The sequence below is a fragment of the Nitrococcus sp. genome (genome assembly GCF_059432795.1).
In genome coordinates this window covers 1-21293 of the sequence record NZ_JBXWZQ010000046.1, presented here as the reverse complement: position 1 = coordinate 21293, position 21293 = coordinate 1, and the positions used below count along the sequence as shown (strand labels likewise).

General features: G+C 62.7%; 19 protein-coding genes and 1 tRNA gene. 15 read left to right on the top strand and 5 right to left on the bottom strand.

Going from position 1 to position 21293, the window contains the following annotated elements; genetic code table 11:
• Nucleotides 1-383: 383 nt before the first annotated feature.
• The gene (locus AC52Q4_RS04125) at nt 384-890 is read right to left on the bottom strand and encodes a hypothetical protein (protein WP_495535538.1); all 507 of its coding nucleotides are present in this window, start codon (nt 888-890) and stop codon (nt 384-386) included.
• Nucleotides 891-1910: 1020 nt separating this feature from the next.
• Between AC52Q4_RS04125 and AC52Q4_RS04120 the strand changes: the two genes are divergently transcribed.
• The 10 genes from AC52Q4_RS04120 (at nt 1911) to AC52Q4_RS04075 (ending at nt 9771) form a co-directional block, all read left to right on the top strand.
• Nucleotides 1911-3146, top strand: a complete 1236-nt coding sequence (locus AC52Q4_RS04120; protein ID WP_495535537.1) for a tyrosine-type recombinase/integrase — start codon at nt 1911-1913, stop codon at nt 3144-3146.
• Nucleotides 3143-3613: a hypothetical protein gene (locus tag AC52Q4_RS04115; protein ID WP_495535536.1), complete on the top strand. Its 471-nt coding sequence runs from the start codon at nt 3143-3145 to the stop codon at nt 3611-3613. Before AC52Q4_RS04120 ends, AC52Q4_RS04115 begins: the two co-directional genes overlap by 4 nt.
• A 68-nt stretch (nt 3614-3681) precedes the next feature.
• Nucleotides 3682-3915: a helix-turn-helix transcriptional regulator gene (locus AC52Q4_RS04110; RefSeq protein WP_495535535.1), complete on the top strand. Its 234-nt coding sequence runs from the start codon at nt 3682-3684 to the stop codon at nt 3913-3915.
• A gap of 480 nt (nt 3916-4395) precedes the next feature.
• Nucleotides 4396-5319 carry a DUF3987 domain-containing protein gene (locus tag AC52Q4_RS04105; protein WP_495535534.1) on the top strand — a complete coding sequence of 308 codons (924 nt, stop codon included), beginning with the start codon at nt 4396-4398 and terminating at the stop codon, nt 5317-5319.
• A 779-nt stretch (nt 5320-6098) separates the two neighbouring features.
• Nucleotides 6099-6431: a hypothetical protein gene (locus AC52Q4_RS04100; RefSeq protein ID WP_495535533.1), complete on the top strand. Its 333-nt coding sequence runs from the start codon at nt 6099-6101 to the stop codon at nt 6429-6431.
• 157 nt (nt 6432-6588) lie between these two features.
• Nucleotides 6589-6837, top strand: a complete 249-nt coding sequence (locus AC52Q4_RS04095; RefSeq protein WP_495535532.1) for a hypothetical protein — start codon at nt 6589-6591, stop codon at nt 6835-6837.
• 67 nt (nt 6838-6904) lie between these two features.
• Complete coding sequence (locus AC52Q4_RS04090; protein WP_495535531.1) at nt 6905-7300, top strand: hypothetical protein; 396 nt, start codon at nt 6905-6907, stop codon at nt 7298-7300.
• A gap of 197 nt (nt 7301-7497) precedes the next feature.
• A complete protein-coding gene (locus AC52Q4_RS04085) occupies nt 7498-8865 on the top strand; it encodes a phage major capsid protein (RefSeq protein WP_495535530.1) in 1368 nt (455 codons plus the stop codon).
• A gap of 10 nt (nt 8866-8875) precedes the next feature.
• Complete coding sequence (locus AC52Q4_RS04080) at nt 8876-9487, top strand: HK97 family phage prohead protease (RefSeq protein WP_495535529.1); 612 nt, start codon at nt 8876-8878, stop codon at nt 9485-9487.
• Nucleotides 9488-9558: 71 nt separating this feature from the next.
• On the top strand, nt 9559-9771 hold the full coding sequence (locus tag AC52Q4_RS04075) for a hypothetical protein (protein WP_495535528.1): 213 nt from the start codon (nt 9559-9561) through the stop codon (nt 9769-9771).
• A gap of 652 nt (nt 9772-10423) precedes the next feature.
• Here AC52Q4_RS04075 and AC52Q4_RS04070 read toward each other — a convergent pair.
• Nucleotides 10424-10513: transfer RNA gene (locus tag AC52Q4_RS04070), tRNA-Ser, on the bottom strand.
• Between the two features lie 164 nt (nt 10514-10677).
• On the opposite strand from AC52Q4_RS04070, the gene mltF reads away from it, so the two are divergent.
• Complete coding sequence (gene mltF, locus AC52Q4_RS04065) at nt 10678-12135, top strand: membrane-bound lytic murein transglycosylase MltF (protein ID WP_495535527.1); 1458 nt, start codon at nt 10678-10680, stop codon at nt 12133-12135.
• Between the two features lie 45 nt (nt 12136-12180).
• Here the strand turns inward: mltF and AC52Q4_RS04060 are convergent, their stop codons facing one another.
• Both AC52Q4_RS04060 and AC52Q4_RS04055 read right to left on the bottom strand, forming a co-directional pair.
• Entirely contained in the window at nt 12181-13476 is a 1296-nt protein-coding gene (locus AC52Q4_RS04060) for an O-acetylhomoserine aminocarboxypropyltransferase/cysteine synthase family protein (protein WP_495535526.1), read from the bottom strand.
• Between the two features lie 38 nt (nt 13477-13514).
• On the bottom strand, nt 13515-13985 hold the full coding sequence (locus AC52Q4_RS04055; protein WP_495535525.1) for a CoA-binding protein: 471 nt from the start codon (nt 13983-13985) through the stop codon (nt 13515-13517).
• A gap of 538 nt (nt 13986-14523) precedes the next feature.
• Between AC52Q4_RS04055 and AC52Q4_RS04050 the strand changes: the two genes are divergently transcribed.
• From AC52Q4_RS04050 to AC52Q4_RS04035, 4 genes are read left to right on the top strand one after another with little or no spacing between them, the layout of a single operon-like run.
• Nucleotides 14524-15945: a class I SAM-dependent methyltransferase gene (locus tag AC52Q4_RS04050; RefSeq protein WP_495535524.1), complete on the top strand. Its 1422-nt coding sequence runs from the start codon at nt 14524-14526 to the stop codon at nt 15943-15945.
• Nucleotides 15935-18562 carry an ATP-binding protein gene (locus AC52Q4_RS04045; RefSeq protein ID WP_495535523.1) on the top strand — a complete coding sequence of 876 codons (2628 nt, stop codon included), beginning with the start codon at nt 15935-15937 and terminating at the stop codon, nt 18560-18562. Before AC52Q4_RS04050 ends, AC52Q4_RS04045 begins: the two co-directional genes overlap by 11 nt.
• Entirely contained in the window at nt 18546-19724 is a 1179-nt protein-coding gene (locus AC52Q4_RS04040; RefSeq protein ID WP_495535522.1) for a hybrid sensor histidine kinase/response regulator, read from the top strand. Before AC52Q4_RS04045 ends, AC52Q4_RS04040 begins: the two co-directional genes overlap by 17 nt.
• A 39-nt stretch (nt 19725-19763) precedes the next feature.
• Nucleotides 19764-20912 (top strand): response regulator, encoded by a 1149-nt coding sequence (locus tag AC52Q4_RS04035; protein ID WP_495535521.1) that lies wholly within the window; start codon nt 19764-19766, stop codon nt 20910-20912.
• Between the two features lie 117 nt (nt 20913-21029).
• Here the strand turns inward: AC52Q4_RS04035 and AC52Q4_RS04030 are convergent.
• Nucleotides 21030-21293, bottom strand: a 264-nt coding sequence (locus tag AC52Q4_RS04030; RefSeq protein WP_495535520.1) for a nucleoside deaminase, incomplete at its 5' end; no start/stop codon positions are given.

Genomic DNA, 21293 nt, shown 5'->3' with positions numbered 1-21293 from the left:
GGGATTTCGTTGGATTCGTTCACGCTCGTAGCCTCCTCAGTCAGTGCCCGAATGTTACATAAGAAACGCATCGGTCACTGTCGGATACGAGGTTGACACTTAGGGGGCCCTGGGGACGGGCAAACGCCAAGCGGTCCTGACGGCGCTGAGCTCCACGAGCTATTGGCACCTCTCGAAAACGCTGGCCACACAGACCGGGATGACCAATGAGTGGCTGAAACGCCAAGGGCTGATCGGCGTCCGCGACTTGTGGATGAAAGCCCATGGCTATGCCTGATCTTCTCACGTGCTCCCTACTCGTGAACCGCCCTGTGCGGACCCGCATGCAGGGTGGTGTGGGGACTGGGGGTTAAAGCCCCCAGTTACCCGATTACGTTTTCCTATTATCGAGCTTCGCGCTCGGGTTTTTCTGCATCTTTGCGAGCTTCCCGCTCCTGCTCCTCGGCATCTTTTCGCGCCTTTCGCTCTTGCTCAGCAGCTTCTTTTCGAGCTTCTCGTTCTTCTTCCCTCTGGCGTTTATCACCCACCCTTTGCAACTCACGTTGACGTTGGGCGTCTTCACGTTCGGCTTCTCGCTGTTTCTGTTGGGCTTCGCGGTCGCGTTCTCTCGCGTCTTTGCGAGCTTCCCGTTCATGTTCCTCCGCGTCTTTTCTCGCTTCCCGTTTTTGTTCGAACGCTTTTTTTCGAGCCTGTCGTTCTTCTTCTCTTTGCTGCTTATCAGCCTCTCTTTGCAGTTCACGTTCACGCTTGGCCGCTTTACGCTCGCCTTTGCGTTGTACTTTTTGGGCTCCGCGCTCTGCTTTGTTCGGCGGGTCTGCGAATATCGGCGTTGCGGCTAAACCTAATGCCGCAGCAAAAAAAATGGTTTGAACAATATTGCGATTCTTCATGTTTAGTTGCCCTCAAATGTTCGGAAAGAGGAAACTTAGATATACATTCAAAATAGGTTTTGTGGCAAACTTAACAGTGATTATCTGGCCGGCACGATATTGAGCGTCCAGCAGAGCGCATGTCTCCATAAGCCACTGAACGAACGTTCCTCTTCATTGGCCGCACCTCCCCTATCCGCAATATCGTGCCTTCATCTTGAGCACATAGGAACGCCAGTGTCGCTGCCAGTTTCGTGCAGTGCCTTATCCGTCCGCTCTGGGTCGGAAACAGCCTCGCCACTCAGTCCAAACATTCTATCCGTGCGAGCTAGCCCGCTTCTGATCTCCCGTGCTATTGCCCGCTGAAAACGACAAGCCCGTCGTTGATTGAGAACTGCTGCCGTATTTCTCACCACTCTTGGCGGGGAACACATCAATCTGATCGGAGGCGATTACATCTGGGGAGCAAAATATAAGGAGGCGCGGGGACCGATTCCGGCCTCTATGTCACGGCGAGAGGGTTAGTGCACGATTTTCTTCTCGCGAGCTGGTCCGTACACCCGAGGAGTTGGCCCGGTATATTCGGGACACCGAGTAATCAACGACCACCAAGACCCGGCCCCACCGTTTTCAGTACGTTGGGTACGGCTTTGGGAATACACGAAATAGTAATATAACTGACTATTTTTTATTATATTGGCGGAGAGGAAGGGATTGACTCGCGCCGTCCGTGGCGCTCGCCCTTTGGGCGCCTTCGCTACGCTGCGGCGTCAAAATAGCATCCATGCCCTTTTGATCGAACCCGTGATTTTTCGTCCGGGGGTTCGATTGCCCAGCTTGGCTCTACAAACATCAAAAGGGCCGAATAGGCCCCTTTGATGTTTGTATGGCGGAGAGGGAGGCCGCCGACCCCACGTAACATCCCATCGCATCCCATTGCATAAGCGCTTGTCCTGCCCGTAATAATTGTTATCCGTTGTTGCATCGAAGATCATCCCGTAACATGCAATGTCACGCCGTAAGATGGACGGGAGGTGGGACATGCCCCGCGTTGCCAAGGAGCGCTCCGCGCTCGCCGTGCGTCGGCTGAGCCGCGTCGGTCTGCACGCGGTCGGCGGGGTGGCGGGATTGATGCTGCGCGTAAGCGAGACCGGCGCGCGGTATTGGGTATTGCGCATCGCCATCGCCGGGAAGCGCCGCGATCTCGGGCTCGGACCGTTTCCCGAGGTCGGCCTCGCCCAGGCGCGCAAGGAAGCCGCCGCGCTGCGCGCCAAAGTCCGCCAGGGCATGGACCCGCTCGCCGAGCGCACCGCCGCGAAAGAGGCGCTGCGCGCCGAGGCGGCCCGCGCGCTTACCTTCGATCAGGCCGTCACGCGCTACCTCGCCGGCCGATCTGGGGAGTTCCGGAACGACAAGCACCGCAAGCAGTGGCGCACCAGCCTCGAGACCTACGCCTCGCCGGTCATCGGCGCGCTTGACGTGGAGCGCGTCGAGCTCGCCCACCTCGTCCAAATCCTCGAGCCGATCTGGCGAGCCAAGACGGAGACGGCAAGCCGCGTGCGCGGGCGCATCGAGCGCGTGCTCGACTACGCGACGGTAAGCGGCTACCGCAGCGGCGATAACCCCGCGCGCTGGCGCGGCAACCTCGACGCCATCCTGCCGCAGCCCGGCAAACTCAAGGCGGTGCGCCACCACCGCGCGCTGCCCTGGCCGGCGGCCCCGGCCTTCCTCGCCGCGCTGCAAGAGCGCACAGGCCTCGCCGCCCGTGCGCTGGAGTTCTTGCTGCTCACTGCCGCGCGCTCGGGCGAGGTGCGCGGCGCCACCTGGGACGAGATCGACCTCGAGGCCGCCACCTGGAGCCTGCCCGCCGCCCGAATGAAGGCGCAGCGAGCGCACGTCGTGCCGTTGAGCGCGAGCGCGCTCGCGCTGCTCGAGGCGCTGCCGCGTCTCGCCGAAAGCCCCTACGTGTTCCCGGCGGTGCGTGGCGGGCAGTTGAGCGACATGGCGCTAAGCGCCGTCATGCGGCGGATGGAGGTCGCGGCCACGCCGCACGGGCTGCGCTCGACCTTCCGTGATTGGGTGAGCGAGCGTACGGGCTACGCCCATGAGGTCGCCGAGGCCGCGCTCGCGCATACCATCCCCTCGGCCGTGGAGCGTGCTTACCGGCGCGGCTCGCTGCTCGAGAAACGCCGGCGGCTCATGGCGGATTGGGCGCGGTATCTCAGCGAGGGCGAGCCCGGCGGCGAGGTGGTGGCGATCCGAGAGCCGCGCGCATGAAGCGAAAAACCCGGATCTACAGCAAGCGGATGGGCATCCGGCGGTTGCGGCTGTTCCTTCGGCTTGCCAAAGCCGGCCTCAACCCGGCCGAGATCGAAGCCGAGTTTACCGCCACGGCTCAGGCCTGGCGTGGCGTGGCCGGCCGGGGCCGCCCCAAGCGAGCGGCGGTGGCGGCTTTCCGCGAGCTCGCCGAGGCGATCGTCACGGCCGAGCCGGCGATCAGCGCCCCGGCCGCCTTCGAATTGATCCCGGATGCCGCCGAGGCCGGCAACGAGCCCAACACGGATTGCGGGTTCCTCGTCTACCGCGATGGCGAGCGCATCGTGGCCGTCGATGATGCGAGCGACGCGGACTGCTCCATCAGCTACCGCCGCTGGCGTGACTACATCAGCGAGGCGTCTCCACTGCAAAGCGGCGGAGCCCGCATTGCGGCCGCAAAAAACGCGAAAAAAGCCCGCCCCGAGTGACGGAAATGCCGGTATTTCTGGCAATGCGCCTTGGTAGCCTGCTCTATCCTAATCGCGATGGAGGCGATATGCCCAAACCAAAGCCCAATGAGGTGTACACGACGGACGTCGAGCTCGCCCGCCGCTATGCCGTGGCGCGCGTGACAATCTGGCGCTGGGCCGGACGCGACGGCTTCCCGGCGCCAGTGCGGCTCGGCCCCAATTGCTCGCGCTGGCGCATGAGCGAGGTGCTCGCCTGGGAGCGGTTACATCTTGCGACGGAATGCAGGGAGGCGATGCGCGATGAGATCGAAAAACGCTAGCCAGCTTAGAGCTACGTTCGTCAAAACAAAAGGAGAACGGCAATGAATAACAGAGATATTGGCCCCCGGCCGGCTGCCACCGGCCGGGAAGCCGAGACTAGTTTTTTTATTGGTCCAGCCCACGCCCAGAATAACCGCTCGCCGCAAAAATTTGAACCGGCGCGCCGTTGTGGTGCCGACGTAGATCGGTCGAGCAACTCGCTGCCCGAGCCCCCGGAGGGCTGGCCGGATCCGCTCGCCGAGGCGGCTTATCACGGCCTGGTCGGCAATGTCGTGCGCACGATAGAACCCCACACCGAGGCGGACCCCGCCGCGCTGCTGGTGCAGTTTTTGGCGGCCGCCGGGTCGTGCATCGGCCGGGGGCCACACTATCCCGTCGAGGGGGACCGGCACCATGCGAACCTATTCGCTGTGCTTGTCGGCAACTCCGCCAAAGCGCGCAAGGGCACGAGCTGGGGCCGTATCCGTAGCCTGTATCGCATGGTCGATGAGCACTGGTCGTCTCGCCGAGTGAAAAGCGGGCTCAGTAGCGGCGAGGGGCTGATATCTGCTGTTCGAGATGCGACAGACACCGATCCGGGCGAGGAGGACAAGCGACTGCTCGTGGTCGAGTCGGAGTTTTCCAGCGCGCTGAGGATCAAAAAGCGGGAAGGTAATACCCTCAGCGCCATCATCCGGGACGCATGGGATGGCGCGCCGCTGGCCGCGATGACCAAAAAACCCGACTGCATCGCGACCGACGCCCATATCTCCATCCTCGGGCACATCACGCGCGACGAGCTCCGCGACGATATGACCGCCGCCGACGCCGCGAACGGTTTCTCGAACCGATTCTTGTTCATCGCAGCGCGCCGATCTCGATACCTCCCGCACGGCGGCGCGCTCACTGACGAGGCGCTGCGCCCGCTCGCCGTGCGCCTCGCCGAGAGCATCGCCCTCGCCCACAAAATCGACCGAGTCACCATGGATCCGGCCACCGCCCGCCTGTGGGAGGAGATCTACCCCGATCTTTCCGCCGCACAGCCGGGGCTATATGGAATGCTGACGGCACGGGCCGAGGCCCAGGTGGTCCGCCTCGCGCTCATTTATGCGCTGCTCGACGGCAGCGCCGAGATCACCCCCGCACACCTCTCGGCGGCGCTCGCCGTATGGGACTACGCAGCCGCCTCCGCTCGACACATTTTTGGCGACGCGACCGGCAACCCGGTCGCGGATGCGATATTGCGCGCGCTCGCCGCCGCGCCAAAGGGCCTCTCTCGTACCGAGCTCTCTGGCGCGCTGAGCCGGCACGCCAGCGGCGCCAAAATCGACAACGCGCTCACTCTCCTCACACACGCCAAGCGCGTGAGATCGACATGCGCGCCGACCGCCGGCCGCCCCGTCGAGACATGGGTGCTGTGCTGAGCCCGTGCTCACCTTCCTCGATCGCCTGAACCAGGCGCGCTCGCGGTTGACCGGCGGCCTGGTCGACCAGGGCGAGCCGATGGACTACTGCGCCGGATGCGGCTGCGGCACGTTCATTCGGCAGCCGGGCATGGAGTGGCGGTGCCGAGTATGCGAGCCCGTCTCAGGGTATCCCGAGGGCACCGTGCTTTTGACGATTGACGGCGGGCGCATTCCAGCTAGGAGGTGATAGGCACCATGGCTTATTTCGCACTTATTCTGCCGCGAAAGCGTTGTGCCAAGCCTTTCTTCGCTTTTTTTACTTTGTTCGTTATACCGAAAATTTGCGTATATATATACAAGGTATATATATCTATAAATATTAAATACTTATATAAATATCAGTGCGAATTAAGTGCGAGATAAGCCCAAACTCAATCGCTTACGCATCCATCGCCCACCCGGCAGCAGGGCGAGCGCCCATTTCTCTAGGCTGCGAAAAAAGCGAATAAAGCGAAATAAGCTTCTGATCAATCGCTTACCTGGAAATTAAAGGATGGGTGCTTGCGAAATAAGCCAAACATCAATGATTTGCGTGTCTTTAGCTAATGCGATGGCAGTAGCTGTCCACGGGCGGAGCAACCCTAAATCTTGCGCAGCCGGTGGTCAGGTACTGCCATCGCATTCCCCGACGAGCGCCCAACACTGCTAGGCAGCGGCCTACAGCCGCGCTGGGAAGCTCCAGGCAAGCGGCCTGCGGCCGCAGTTTTTTAATCGAACAGCCCTGAACAGGAGACGACATGAGCGACGAAACCCCGCCCCGTAACAACCTATTCGACTTGCTGACGGATCGCGCCCAGGCCGCACGCTCGAAGGGCCAGGAGCAGGCCGCGCGGCTGCTCGAGGCGCTTGGCGGCGCGCTCAGCGAGCTGACCGAGGCGCTCGAGCAAGTGGCGGGCAACGACGAGAGCTACGCCATACAAGCGAACCTTACGGACCTGGAGCTCAACCAGCGCCGCCTCGAGGTGCGCCTGGCGCAGATCGAATCGCAGCTCGCCAATCTCGAGGTGCGGCTCGAGCAGAAGCGGCCGCGCCGGCCGCTGCGCATCGAGCGGCGTAGCGCCTGGCACTAGCGCCCGTCGCCAGAATCCGCGCGCGCGCGTATGGGGAGGGGTAGGCAAAATCGCTCTACCCCTTGCTGCGGGACCGTCGAGGGGGGTCACGAATTCGCGCCGCCAGAATCGAGCAAGGGGGTATCTATCAATATGTACAGATCAATAGGGTAAATGAATGAATACGAAAAAACCCAGAGACCTCAACGAGCGCACCGCGCTCGAGCGCGAGACCACGCACCGCCTGCTCGACTACATCCACGAGGAGTGCGGCGAGGTGCCCGTGCTGGTGGCCGCCGGCGCGCTGCTGCGGGCGAGCGTGATGCTCGTGCGCGAGCGAACCGGCCCCCAGCAAGCACCGCGAGCCTGCCGAAGCGCCCTCGAGAACGTCCTGGCCGATCTGGTCTCGCCCGAGCGCGTGCAATAGGCGGCCACCGGCCGCCGCCCTGGAACCCCCAACGCGGCCGCACCGGCGGCCGCACCTGGAGACTGCCATGGATCTTGAGAATGAAATTGCCGCCCTCGTCCAGGGGCTCGGCGCGAAGGGCTTGAGCGCCGATGAGGCGGCCGCCGTGGTCGCCGGCGCGCTCGGCCAGTATTGCCTGCTCGCCCCGGAGCGCGTCGGGAAGGTCGAGGCGCTGCTCGCCGAGCGCGCCGGCGCGAAAATCGACGCGCGGAGCCCGCTGCTGCCCTGCGCGCGCTGCTGGGCGATCGCGCTCGAACACATCTGCAAGGACGGCGACGGCTGCTATGTCGGCCTATGCGCGCATACCGCGCTCGGCTTTGACGTTCTGGTGCGCGAGGGGCGCATCCGGCAGTGGGCCATGCACCCGCTCACGCCCGAGGAGCTCGCCGCGCGCCTCGCCGGCGAAGGCCAAGTCAAACACTAAGCGTTGGTTTTTCCTGAGGATTGCGCTACATTGGGGGCGTGGTTCGATCACCAGCGCCTCGATGAGGGCTGGCGGATCCCCACCACAGCCTCGGCAGCTCCCGATGGGAGCGGCGCGAGCTGACCGAAACCCTGTTCGATAGATCGGGGTCGGTCGGCTGCGCCTGCGCCACCGGCCCCACAGCCGAGGTTCCTGCGATGACCATTACCGCTCACCAAGCGCTTGCGGCGCGAAAGTACGCCGGCGCGAAGCTGCGCAAGTTCCAGCTCACCACCGACGACGAGATCCAAGAGTTCGACCCGCAGCGCGCTCCATGGAGCGATCTCAACAAGCTGCAAAATACGTTGACCACCGCCGCGCGGGGGCTGCTCGAGCGGGCGAGCTCGGAGGCCTCTGAGGCGGAAGTCCGCGAGATCGAGGCGGGCTATCAAGGCCTGATGGGGCTATTCGACCGTATCGAGGCCGAAAAGGACGAGCGCGAAGCCCGCCGAAAGGCCGACCCGCGCCGCCCGCGCGGCGACGGTGAGGCGCGCGGCGACGCCGAGCCGCTCGTACCGGAGGCGCCGAGTGAGACCGGCTATGCGCTCCAACCGGAGGTCCGCTACGCCGACCGCGTCCAGGCGAGGGTAGAGCCCGAGATGCGCGCCCTTACCCTCGGGGCTTATCTGCGCTCGATGGTTCTGGGACCGCGCGGTGAGCTCGAGCGGAGGGCGCTGACCGAAGGCACCGATTCCGCCGGCGGTTATACGGTGCCCACGCTGCTGGCCGCGCAGCTCATCGACCTCATGCGGGGAAAAACCGTTGCCATCGCCGCCGGCGCGCAAACCGTGCCGATCACAAGCGATGCGAACGGCTTTGCGCGCGTGGCCAGCGATCCCGTACCCGCCTGGCGCGCCGAGTCCGCCACCGTCACGGAGTCCGACCCGACCTTCGAGCTGGTCTCGTTCGCGCCGAAAAGCCTCGCCGTGCTGGTCAAGTGCTCCCGTGAGCTGCTCGAGGACAGCGTGAACATCAATGCCGCGCTGCCCGACATTCTCGCCGCCGCGCTCGGCCAGGAGCTCGACCGCGTCGTTTTCCACGGCAGCGGCACCAGCCCAGAACCCAAAGGCCTCGATACGCTCACCGGGGTGCAGACCCTCGCCCACGATGCCGCGCTTGCCGACTACGCGCCGCTGGTCAGCGCGCGCCGCCTGCTGCTCAACGCCAACGTCCAGCAAATCACGGCCTACGTGATGCACCCCGAGGCCGAAGCCGACTTCGGCGGCCTGGTGGACTCCACCGGCCAGCCGCTGCGCTATCCGCCGATTTTGGATCGCCCGGCGCCCATGGTCTGGCATACCAGCACCGGGATTCCCACCGACGGCGGTGCGGGCACCAACGAGACGAGCATTTACGTCGGCGATTTCCGCCAGCTCGTGATCGGGATGCGCAGTGAGATTCGCGTCGAGGTGCTGCGCGAGCGGTTCGCCGATACGCTGCAATACGGCTTTCTGGCGCACCTGCGCGCCGATGTCGTGGCCTTCCAGCCCACCGCGTTTGTTCGCATAACCGGCGTGCAGCTGTGAGGGTCGCGCCATGGGGAAAATACTCGAATTCGAGCGCCGGGCGGCCGCGGCCGCCCCGGCCGTGGTCGGCGATCCCGAGGCCGGGCGCTATCTGATCGGCCATGCGGCTGTGTTCAACTCACTTTCCGAGGATCTCGGCGGCTTTCGCGAGCGGATCCTGCCCGGCGCCTTTCGCCAGTCGCTCGAGGAGGGCGCGGACATCCGCGCCCTGCTGGGCCATGATTCGAGCTTGGTGCTGGGGCGCACCACCTCGGGCACGCTGCGCCTCACCGAGGACCAGCGCGGCCTGCGCGTGGAAATCAAGCTTCCGGATACCAGCTTTGCCCGGGATCTCGCGCAGACCGTGGCGCGCGGCGATGTGAGCGGCATGAGCTTTGGCTTTCGGGTGCGCCCCGGCGGCGAGGACTTCGCCGAGGGCCGCGCCGGCAACGTCATTCGCACGCTCTCGGCGCTCGATGTGCTCGAGGTATCGACCGCCACCTTCCCGGCCTACGCGCAGACCGACGTGGGTCTGCGCTCCCTGGAACTCTGGCGCCGCGCGCGCAGCGCGCCGCCCGGATCCGTGAGCCTGGCGCGCCTGCGGATGCGCCATGGGCTATTCGAGCGCCGCCTGCGCTCGTAGCACCGCCCGGCCGCGAGGGTTGCGTGACAGTCACGTGCAATATACTGTGACGGTCACACATAGGAGTGACCATGCCACGCAACCCGATAGGCTCTAGAGCAATGACCCCGGCCGAGCGCAAGCGCGAGCAGCGCAGCCGCGATCGAACCACGGTCATGGAGACAGCGCTCGAAGATTGGTCGGAGCGGATCTGCCTGGCGGTGCTCCAATGCCCTGATTACGGCGCTGCGCTCAAGGCAGCCGCTTGGCGGCAGCTGGGACGGTTGCACGATTGGGAAGCGTGACCGTCACAGTAGGGCAGCCGGCGGCCGCTAGAGGGGTGCGTGACCGTCACGCTAGGCAGGGATAACGGCGCATTCTAGTAAGTAATTGATTTTCGGCTTATTTCGCACTTATTTTGCACTTATTTCGCACGGGGCGTTTATATAAGCAGTTGATATATATAGATATATATACCTTATTTCGCTTATTTCGCTTTTTTCGCAACATAGAGCAATAGGCGCTCGCCCCGCTGCCAGGCGGGCGATGGATGCACAAGCCATTGATTTGCGGCTTATTTCGCAAGCACCCACCCCTTAATTTCCAGGTAAGCGATTGATTAGAAGCTTATTTCGCTTTATTCGCTTTTTTCGCAGCCTAGAGAAATGGGCGCTCGCCCCGCTGCCGGGCGGGCGATGGATGCGCAAGCCATTGATTTTTAGCTTATTTCGCACTTATTTCGCACTGGGTGTTTATATAAGTGCTTGATATATATAGATATATATATCTTATTTCGCTTATTTCGCTTTTTTCGCAATATAGAGCAATGGGCGCTCGTGCCCTGGAGCAGGACGTTCCAGGGCATCAGGACCGGCGAATCAAGCGTTTTAAAGTAGATGGACGGTATGCGGGATGGTTATTTTTTGTTGTTTTAACTTTTTGATTTTAAAGAAGAATTGGCGGAGAGGGAGGGATTCGAACCCCCGGACCCCGTAAGGGGTCAACGCATTTCGAGTGCGCCCCGTTCGGCCGCTCCGGCACCTCTCCGCGGGTCGCTGCCCGCCCGCGCGGCGGGCGGAGGGCGCAGTCTACAATAGAATGCCGGTGAGAAGCCAAGTACGACTTCGCGGGAATGCGACCGCCGCCCTCCTCATGCGTTCGCGACGATCTACAATGGTGAGTTCCGGTTTGAGGGGGATTACCTGCTCGGCATGGGGCGTTTGTTCGCACAGCTTTTCATCGCATTGCTCATCATCGGCGGGTGCCTGTTGAGCTGGATCGGGCCGGTGCAGCCCCCGAAGCGCCTGGCACTCATCAAGCAACGCGACAAGATGGTCGTGCTCACCCGTCTGGGCGCGAGTACGTATTATCAGTCCAACAAAGGCCCGGAGGGCATCGAATACGAGCTTGTGAAGCGCTTTGCCGACCGCCTCGGGGTGAAGCTGGTGATGGCGGTTGCCGATGACCTGGATGAACTGCGGGTGCAGCTCGAAACGGGGGCGGCGGATTTCGCGGCGACGGGGATCATGGCGACGCCGCTGCGCAAGGAGCGCTTCGCCTTTTCCAACTCCTATTTGCAGGTGCGCCCGCAGCTTATCTACCGCACCGGCACGCGCCGGCCGGATGGCTTGGCGAATACGGTCGGCGGCTCGCTCGCCGTGCTCGCCGGTACTCGAGCGGAATGGCTTCTCTCGCAACGCCGCGCCGAGATTCCCGAGCTGCGTTGGAGTGCGCTTTCCAATGCCACCAGCGAAGATTTGCTCTACCGCGTCTGGAACCGGCGGGCGGATTACGCGGTGGTCAACTCCAACGAGTTCAACCTGAGCCAGCATTTCTATCCGGAGCTGCGCGTGGCCGGAAGTATCGGCAAGGCGCAGGGGCTCGCGTGGATGTTCCGCCGCGACGGCGACACCAGCTTGCTCGAAGCCGCCAATGAATTCCTCGTCGAGCTGCGCGCGAGTGGCGAGCTCAACCAGCTCATTGAGCACTATTACGGGCACATCGACAAATTCGATTACGTCGGCACGCGGGTGTTTCTGCGCCACATCACCGAGCGGCTACCGCAGTACCGGCAAGTCTTCCAGGAAGCCGCCGAGAAATATCAGTTGGATTGGCGGCTGCTTGCGGCGATCGGTTATCAGGAGTCGCATTGGAACCCCGAGGCGAAATCGCCCACCGGCGTGCGCGGCATGATGATGCTCACCCTACCCACGGCCCAGGCGATCGGTGTCGACGACCGCCTTGACGCCGCGCAAAGCATTCTCGGAGGGGCCGCCTACCTCAAGCGCATGCTCTGGCGCATCCCCCGCGAGATTGAGGAGCCGGAGCGCACCTGGTTCGCCCTTGCCGCCTATAACATCGGCATGGGCCACCTGGTGGACGCTCAGCGAATCACGCGAATGCAAAACGCGGACCCGAGCTCCTGGACCGCCGTAAGGAAGCGCCTGCCTCTACTCGCTCGGAAGAAATGGCACAAGCGGGTAAAGCACGGTTATGCCCGGGGTTGGCAGCCGGTGCACTACGTGGCGAAGATCCGCAAATACTACCGGTTGCTGGTGCGCATCACCGAGCCCGCTATCCTCGATCCCGAGCGCCTCGAGGCGGACAAGGCGCTTCTCGAAGGCCGCAGCCCCTTTTATCTTGGCGGCGCCGTCCAGTCATTGTACTAACTAGCCGCCTGCCTCGGCCCGAGCGCACGCGGTCCCGGCGCGTGCTCATCCCGAGGCCGCTTGCGACTGCTCCAGGGCCTGGCCGATGTCCCAGACAATATCCTCGAGGCTCTCCAGGCCAACCGAGAGACGGATCATGTCCGGGGGCACGCCGGCGGCGATTTGCTGCGCCTCGGTGAGCTGACGGTGCGTGGTGGAGGCGGGATGAATCACCAGCGTCTTGGCATCGCCGATATTGGCGAGGTGGCTCAAAAGCTCGACGCCCTCGATGAAGCGCACGCCGGCGGCATGGCCGCCGCGGATGCCGAAGCTTACGATGCCGCCCGCCCCTTTGGGCAGGTATCTCGCGGCGAGGCTGGCGTAACGGCTCTGCGTCATCCCCGGATAGCTCACCCAGGCGACGGCTTCGTGCGATGCCAGATATTGCGCCACGCTGAGCGCGCTCGCACAGTGGCGCTCCATGCGCAGCGGCAGCGTCTCCAGTCCTTGTAGGAACAACCAGGCGTGCATCGGCGCAAGCGTAGGCCCCAGCGTGCGCAGGCTCTCGCAGCGCACCTTCATCGTGAAGCCGAAATCACCGAACGTCTCGTAGAAGCGCACGCCGTGGTAGCCCTCGGAGGGCTCGACCATGCCGGGGAAGTTGCCGTTGTCCCACGGGAACTTGCCGGATTCGACAATCACCCCGCCCATCGCCGTGCCGTGGCCGCCGATGAATTTGGTCGCGGAGTGCACCACGATGTCCGCGCCGTGATCGATCGGCCGGCAGAGATAGGGCGTGGCCATCGTGTTGTCCACCACGAGGGGCAAGCCGGCTTCATGGGCGATTCGCGCGACAGCGGCGATATCCAGGACGTTGCCCACGGGGTTGCCGATGGTCTCGCCATAGAGCAGCTTGGTCTTCGGCGTGAGCGCCCGGCGGAAGTTCTCCGGATCGTCGGGATCGACGAAATGCGCCGTGATGCCGAGGCGACGCAAGGTCACATCCAGCTGGCTGTAAGTCCCGCCGTAGAGCGTGCGCGCGGCAACCAACTCGTCGCCCGCCTCCAGCAGCGTGAGCAGCGCGAGCGTCTGCGCCGCCATTCCCGTGGCCGTGGCCACCGCCGCCCGGCCGCCCTCGAGCGCCGCCATGCGCTCCTCGAACACGGCCGTGGTCGGGTTCATCATGCGGGCGTAAATATTGCCGAACGTCTGCAGATTGAACAGACTCGCCGCATGCTCCGTGCTGTCGAACACGAATGAGGTCGTCTGGTAAATTGGCACCGCGCGGGCGCCGGTGGCCGAATCGGGCAGCTGACCGGCATGAAGGCAAAGCGTTTCGAAGCCGAACTCGTGATCAGACATGGCGGTTCCCGCGGCCGTGCACAGTCAATGAAACGAAGCTAATAGATCAGGTGACGCGAGCGCCTTGCAGAAATGATCCCGGTATTGACGCCCACGAAGTTCAACCCGCCGAAAAGCCGCGCGTACTCGATCTTCATGCAGCGGTTCATGACCACCTCCAAGCCGGCCTCGCGCGCTCGCGCCGCCGCCTCCTCGTGGACGATGCCGAGCTGCATCCACAGCACCCGGGCGCCGATGCGGATCGCCTGCTCGACCAGTGAAGGCACTTCCCGGGGCTTTCGAAAGATATCGACCACGTCCACCGCCTCGGGAATCTCGCGCAGGCTCGGATAGCAGGGCTGGCCGAGGATTTCCTCATGCCCGGGATTGACCGGGATCACACGATAGCCGTGGTCGAGCAGATACTTGGCGGCGAAGTAGCTCGGACGATGCCAACTTGTTGACAGACCGACGACGGCGACTGTGCGATTCTCCTGAAGAATTCGGCGCAACGCCGCAATGTCGGCCATGCTTGAACCCTCTCGCGATCGGCAAAGGCTATCGAAAAGGTGCTGCCGCGGCAACTTCGTGGCGGCCGCCGCCGCGCATCCTCGAGCGCAACGCCGCGCTGGCAAACCGGCGGATTGGATGCAAGAGGCGAATTTATGCCTGTACCAACATATTTTTAGACTTGTGTCACACCTGAACGACCGTCGCATTGACCTCGTAGGTAACGCGGATATGCTGCAAAAAATAATACGCAATGACGGCGACCCTTTAGAGGTAATCGGATCATTGGTCTTCTGTAGCGCATGGAGGCCTCTGCGAAGGCAGTCAACCGGCAATGCGCCGGCGACGCAAGCTTTCAGCAGCCTAGTGGTAACCACATGGGACAAGGACTCGCTTAATTCCACGGATTCGGCTCATGGACACCGCCCGCGGCACCGGTTCGTTGGGTGAGGCTTCATCATGGAGATATTCCGAAATGGGGCCAGCCAACCGGGCACCACAATCGTGCCATCTTAATGGATCTGTTCGCCTATCTACTATCAGGAGGGCGATTTCGCCGTGGCTGCGAAGCGTAATCTGAGCAACCTAATTGTCTTCCGCAACAGCCAGGGCCTTCAGGCACGCGGCTCCCTGCTGAAGCTCTCCCGAACGACGCTGATCTTCGAGGTCTACAATCCCTACTCCATCGTCCAGCTCAGCGAAGTGCTGGAAGAGATGCAGGTCCGCAGCGGTGAGCGGGTTGTATACGACGGCCGGGCGGTAGTCACCAACCTGGTCAATACCGGGCTGATGCTGATCGTCTCGGCGCGCCTGGTGGACGCCTGGTCCGATCTGCGGGGATTGATCGGCGATAACCGTCGGATTCAGCAGGAGGTGATGTCCTTTATCGAGGACTGGCAGGACTCGCATCAGATACGTCCTACCTATCAGCTGATCGTCTCCCGGATTCGCTCCTTTTTGACCGAGCTGAACCGCTGGCTCGAGCACGTGGACATCGAGGGCGAGGCCAACGACGGCCTTCCCGATATCGGTAACCAGCAGGAACTGCTCGCCTCGCTTACCGAGCCCCTGCTGCCGCGCTTATCCGAGATGTTCGAGCGCTTCGAGGAAGTCGCCGCCGAGGTCTCCGATGATGAACGCACCACCCATGCCCGCTATGTCCAGCGCGATCTGCATCCGCTGCTGATGCGTGCGCCCTTCGTGCACCGTGCCTATCACAAGCCGCTTGGCTACGCCGGCGACTACGAAATGGTCAACATGATGCTGCGCGATCCGCAGGAAGGGCCCACCATCTACGCGCAGCTCATCAACACGCTCTATCTCGGCACGGGACCCGCCCAGGCCCATCGCAACCGCATCGACATCCTGGTGAAATGGCTGCGCGAGCGCATCCGCAAGAGCCTCGAGCGGCGCGAGCAACCCCGGATACTCAATATTGGCTGCGGCCCGGCGATCGAGCTGCAACAGCTGTTCCGCAGCGAACCGCTGATGGGGCAGTGCATCATCAAGCTGGTCGACTTCAGCGAGCAGACACTGGACTACACCAAAGCCCAGCTGGAGGTAGCCAGCAAGGCAAGCGGCATCCGCCCGGATGTCGAGTATTCCCACGATTCCGTGCACAGACTGCTGAAACGCGCCTCGCAGAAAAATGCAGAAGGCGACACGGAGACGTTCGATATCGTCTATTGCGCCGGCCTTTTCGATTATCTATCCGACCGGGTGTGCTCGCGATTGCTCAGCCTTTTCCATGAGTGGAGCACCCCGGGCAGCGAGATTCTGGCCACCAACGTACATCCGAGCAATCCGACCCGTCATTGGATGGAATATCTGCTCGAATGGTATCTGATCTACCGGGACGAGCGCGATATGGAGCGGATTTCCGAAGGGCTCGGCCGCCGGGAGGCTTTCGTAGACGACACCGGGATCAATGTCTTCCTAAAGATTTTCAAGGAAGAGAATGCCGACCCGAATGAGCATTGACCCGGCAGTCCAGCGTGCCTGGGCCGAGGAGGACCGCGCCGCGCGTTTGCGATTTTCCAGAATTGGCTGCGTGCTCGCTCTGGTCTTGATTCCCGCCGGGGTGACCCTGGACCTATTCGTCTACCCGCACCTTTTTACTAAATTTCTGCTGCTGCGGGTGCTTGGCGATCTAGTCCTATTGCTCATTTTGGGGCTGCACTTCTCTGAGATCGGCCGCAAAAATATCCGGATTCTCACAATGGCCTGGCTGATCATACCCCAGGCCACCATCTGCTACATGATCTATCTCACGGAGGGCCATGCCTCTACTTATTACGCTGGTCTGAATCTGGCGATCCTCGGCATGGGCGTGCTCTTGCCCGTCACCGTTTGGGAGGTGGCGATACTCTCGGGCGGGAGCCTTGCGCTTTACATCCTCGCCTGTGTGAGCCGGGCGGGGGGGCCGATCAACGCCTCACTGCTGTACAACAATATCTATTTTCTCGTCACCACGGCCGTTATCAGTGCGACCGCAGTGTACTTCAACCGCCGCCGGCGCTTTACCGAATTCCGGCTCAATTTCGAGCTGGACGTACGCCATAAAGAGCTCGCCGAGCTGGACCGCCTCAAATCCGAATTCTTCGCCAATGTCAGCCACGAGCTACGCACGCCGTTAACCCTGATCCTCGCGCCCGTGGAGGACATGCTGCAAAAGCGCAGCGAGCTTCCGCCGTTGGTGGCCAATCATCTGGACATCATTCGCGGCAACGGTCTTCGGTTGCTGCGGTTGGTAAATGACTTGCTCGAGGTGATCCGGCTGGAGGAAGGCCGGGTCAAGCTCGAGCGCCGGCCGCTTGATCTGAGCGCCCTGCTCAATAGTGTCGTAAAAGCCGTGGAGCCCCTCGCTGCCTCACGCGGCATCGCATTCGACAAGCGCCTTTCCGCCGATGCGATCCAGATCCGCGGAGACCGCAGCGCCCTGGAGAAGGTGTTCTTCAATCTGCTGAGCAATGCATTCAAGTTCACCAACGAAGGGGGCAGCGTCTGCATCAGCTCAGAGATCCGGCCCGATCAGGTCAGGGTGACGGTACGGGATACCGGCATCGGTATCAGCGAGAGCGATCTGCCGTTCGTATTCGACCGCTTCCGCCAAGCGGACAGCTCGGTAACGCGGAAGTATGTGGGCACGGGGCTGGGTCTCGCTCTCGTGAAAGAGCTCACAGAAAAACACGACGGTTCAGCGGACATTGAGTCAAGGCTGGGTGAGGGCACCGCGATCACGGTCCGCCTTCCCCTGATGCCTGCCGCGGAAGCCTCCGCTGTGCAGGAAGAGGAGGCTTTGCTTGCCGAGCCCGCTAGCGCCGCCCCTTCCCAAGAGCTGAGCGCAGCCTATGAGGCGGCGCGATTCGAGGCGGGGAGCGTTGATGAAGCCGCGGCCGCTCTGGACGAAGAGCGTGCGACGGTCCTGGTGGTGGATGACGAGCCGGACATGCAGCGTTACCTGGTCGAGCTACTCTCCCGGGACTACCGCGTGCTCAAGGCGAGCGACGGGCAGCAAGGATTGGCGCTTGCGCAAAGCCGGCGTCCTAACCTCATGGTGCTCGATCTGATGCTGCCCGAGATCGACGGACTGGAGATCTGCCGGCGACTCAAACAAGCTCCCGAGACCCGCTCGATCCGCATCGTCCTGCTTACGGCCCGCGCTGACGAGACCACGAAGCTGACCGCATTGGACAACGGCGCCGACGATTTCCTCACCAAGCCGTTCAGCGGTATCGAGGTCCAGACCCGGCTGCACAATCTGCTTCGCTCCGCCAGGCTGGAGCAGGATCTGCAGGTAAGCAACGACGAGCTACGGGCCACTCTGGACGAGCTCACGCAGACTCAGCACCAACTCATGCACAGCGAGAAGATCAACGCGCTGGGCCGTCTCTCTGCCGGTCTGCTGCACGAGGTCAACAATCCATTGAACTATGCGCTCACCGCGTTGGAAGTGGTCAAAAGCGACCGCGCGATTACCGACGACGAGGAGCTCTGCGAAATCATCGGCGACATCGATGAGGGCATGCAGCGCATTCGCAGCATCGTCTCCGAGCTGCGTGCTTTCGCCTACCCCTCCAAGGGCGAACGACAGGCATTCGATCTCTGCCAAGCGGTGCAAGGCGCCATGCAAATGCTGGCCCATGAGCGCCAAGACATCCCCATCCATAATGAGGTGGACGATGACTACCGCGTGGAGGGTTCACGTAATCACGTCGTGCAGGTGCTGATGAATCTGATCGGCAACGCCATCAAAGCGGTGCGTGCGGTCGCCGAGGTGCGCGCCGGTGATATCCGAATCCGAGCCGAGGAGCGAAAGGGGCGGATCCATGTCAGTGTCCGCGACACCGGAACGGGCATATCGGCCGAGGCCTTGGAGCGCGTCTTCGACCCCTTCTACACCACCCGGGATGTGGGCGAGGGAATGGGGATGGGGCTCAGCATCTGCCAGACCATTATCCGCAATCACGGCGGCGAGCTTTGCGTAGAGAGCGAAGAAGGCGCCTGGACAGAGTTCACGTTTGACCTGCCGACAGCGGAATCGCTATCACAGGAAGACAGCGAGGCGCGCAGCGATGCACGTGAGCGAACCGCATAAGCATCTCGCCATACTCTTCGTCGACGACGAGACCAAGGCGCTGAAATATTTCGCGCGCTGCTTTCAACGCGAATTCAACGTGCTGACGGCCGGTAGCGGCGATGAAGCGCGGGAGATACTCGCCGAGTGTGGCGAGCGCATCGCCGTGCTGCTGACGGACCAGCGCATGCCTGTCAACGACGGGATTTCGCTGCTCAGCGAGACGAAGGCCTGTTATCCGCACATCGTGCGGCTGCTGACCACCGCCTACACCGACATCGACGAGGCGATCGCCGCGGTCAACTGCGGCGAGGTGCGCCGCTATATCACCAAGCCGTGGGATCTCGAACTGCTGCGCGACGAGCTTACGAATGCGCTGGAACTCTATCGGGAACAGGACCACGAGCGGGAGCTACTCTACGAGCGGCGCAAGAGCATGCTCTCGGTGGCAAGCCATATCGCTCATGAGATGCGCACTCCCCTGCTCAGCACCCGCTCCGCCGCGATGGGCATCGAGCGCTACTTGCCGCGCCTGCTCGAGGGTCACCGCTGGGCGTGCGAGGCGGGCGCACCGCTCGAGCCCATGCGAGAGGCGCATATGCTCGCGCTTCAGGAGTCGGTGGCCGGAATCCGCCGCGTGGTGGACCGAACGACGATGCTGATCGATCTGCTGCTCGCCAACTGCGGCGGCCAGCGGATCGACCCGGCTTCCTTCGTGAGCTGCCAGATCGACGAGTGTGTCGAGACGGCGTTGCAGGACTTCCCCTTCCAGGCTGATCAGCGGGAGCGGGTTCATTGGGACGCGCAACCGAGCTTCGCATTCCGAGGTTCCCAGGCGCTCATGGTGTTCGTGCTCCACAACCTCATACGCAATGCGTTGAAGGCCATCAACACCGCGGGCAAGGGGGACATACGTATCTGGACAAGCCTCGGGGAAACCGACAATACGCTGCATTTCGAAGATTCCGGCACCGGTATTGACCCGGCGGTGCTGCCCGAGATTTTCCAGGACTTCGCCAGTTTTTCCGGCAACAACAAGGGGGTGGGCATCGGGCTCGGCTTCTGCCGCCGAGTCATGGAGAGCTTCGGGGGCACGATCAGCTGCCGCAGCATGCCATCCATTTACACGCGCTTCGACTTAACGTTTCCGCCAATGGCCGGCGAGGCGGCCCATCGGAACTGATCATCCTGTTCTTTCACCTATGGACGTAGTACACGCACTATGACGACATACGCGGTTCTCTATGTGGACGATGAGGAAAAGGCGCTGAAATACTTCCGCCGTGCGGTAGCGGATGACGCGCTTCCGGTCCACACAGCCTCCGGTGTCGCGGAGGCTATCACAGTGTTAGAGGCTCACGGCCACGAAATCGGTGTATTGATCACCGACCAGCGCATGCCGGGCCAAACCGGGGTCGATCTGCTGCGCCGCGTCCGTGAAGACTGGCCGGATATCGTGCGCCTGCTGACCACGGCGTATTCGGATCTCGACGAGGCAATCGAGGCCGTCAATCGAGGCGAGATCTTCCGCTACATCACCAAACCCTGGGATATACGCCAGCTGCGCACCGAACTGCGCCAAGCTATGGAGATACACCGGCTCAGGCTGGAACGCTCCATCCTCATGGAAGAGAAGCTGAGTGTCTGGCAGCGCCTCGTCGAGGTCAATCGCATGCGCGATTTGGTGATCATGGCGGGCAGCTTTACCCATATCCGCAACGCCATGACGGCGGTGGCCTCCTATCTGGAAGCCAACGTAACCGCGAGTTACCGCGGCAGGCTGATCGCGCCTGAACAGCTCGATCTCTGGAGCCTGACCGAGGCGGAGATCCAGCAGACACTGGGCCTGGTCGACACGCTTATCCGCAATACCAAGCCCAACGGCTCCTGGGACGCCTTCGATACTCAGATCGCTCCGCGCGCCCTGATCGAAAGCGCCCTCCCGGAAGGCTGCCGGGCCAACATTCAGGAAGTCGACGGGGTCCAGCCCCTCCTGGTCGACCGTGACCTCACGCGCTCGCTCATCGCCAGTCTCTGCCATATGAGTGCTGGTGCTGGGGAAGCGGCCCTGGATATACTCTGCGAGCCCGGAAGGTTATACGGGGAACTGGCGGCCACTGCGCTTACCTTCCGCAGCCCGAGCGACTCTCGGGCGCCGGAAGGGGCCTCCGGCCTGGATGTGGATCCGGAGCATTTGAGCGCCTATCTGATCGCCTACCATCACGGTGGCAGTCTGCAGCCGGTGCTCGATGGCCATGTCCAGAAGGGCTTTCGCCTCATCCTGCCGATCGAGCCCGCGGCCGCGCCTGACTGGGAACCCCCGGAGGGCTGGCTGGAGCGGATCCTCGCGCGTCTGGAGAGCTGGGATTAGAAACGCGACGATGCACCGTGGCCGGGCCGCCACAAGCGGCTGGCGGCGGAGCGCCCCGCGCGCGACGAACACTGCGAGGAGATTAATCGGGGCATGACGGCGGCGAGAGGAAGGGCGTCATCCGCTGCGGCGCTGGCGAAAGAACCCACGCAGTATCTCGCTGCAGGGCTCGGCCAAAACGCCCGCCTCAACGGCAATGCGGTGATTGTGGCTGGGATGGTCGATCAGGCACAGGGCCCCGCCACAGGCGCCGGTCTTCGGGTCGCGGGCGCCGAATACCAGGCGCTCTACCCGGGCGTGTATGAGCGCCCCCACGCACATCGCGCACGGCTCCAACGTGACGTACAGGGTCGTCTGCGGCAAGCGATACTGCGCGCAGTT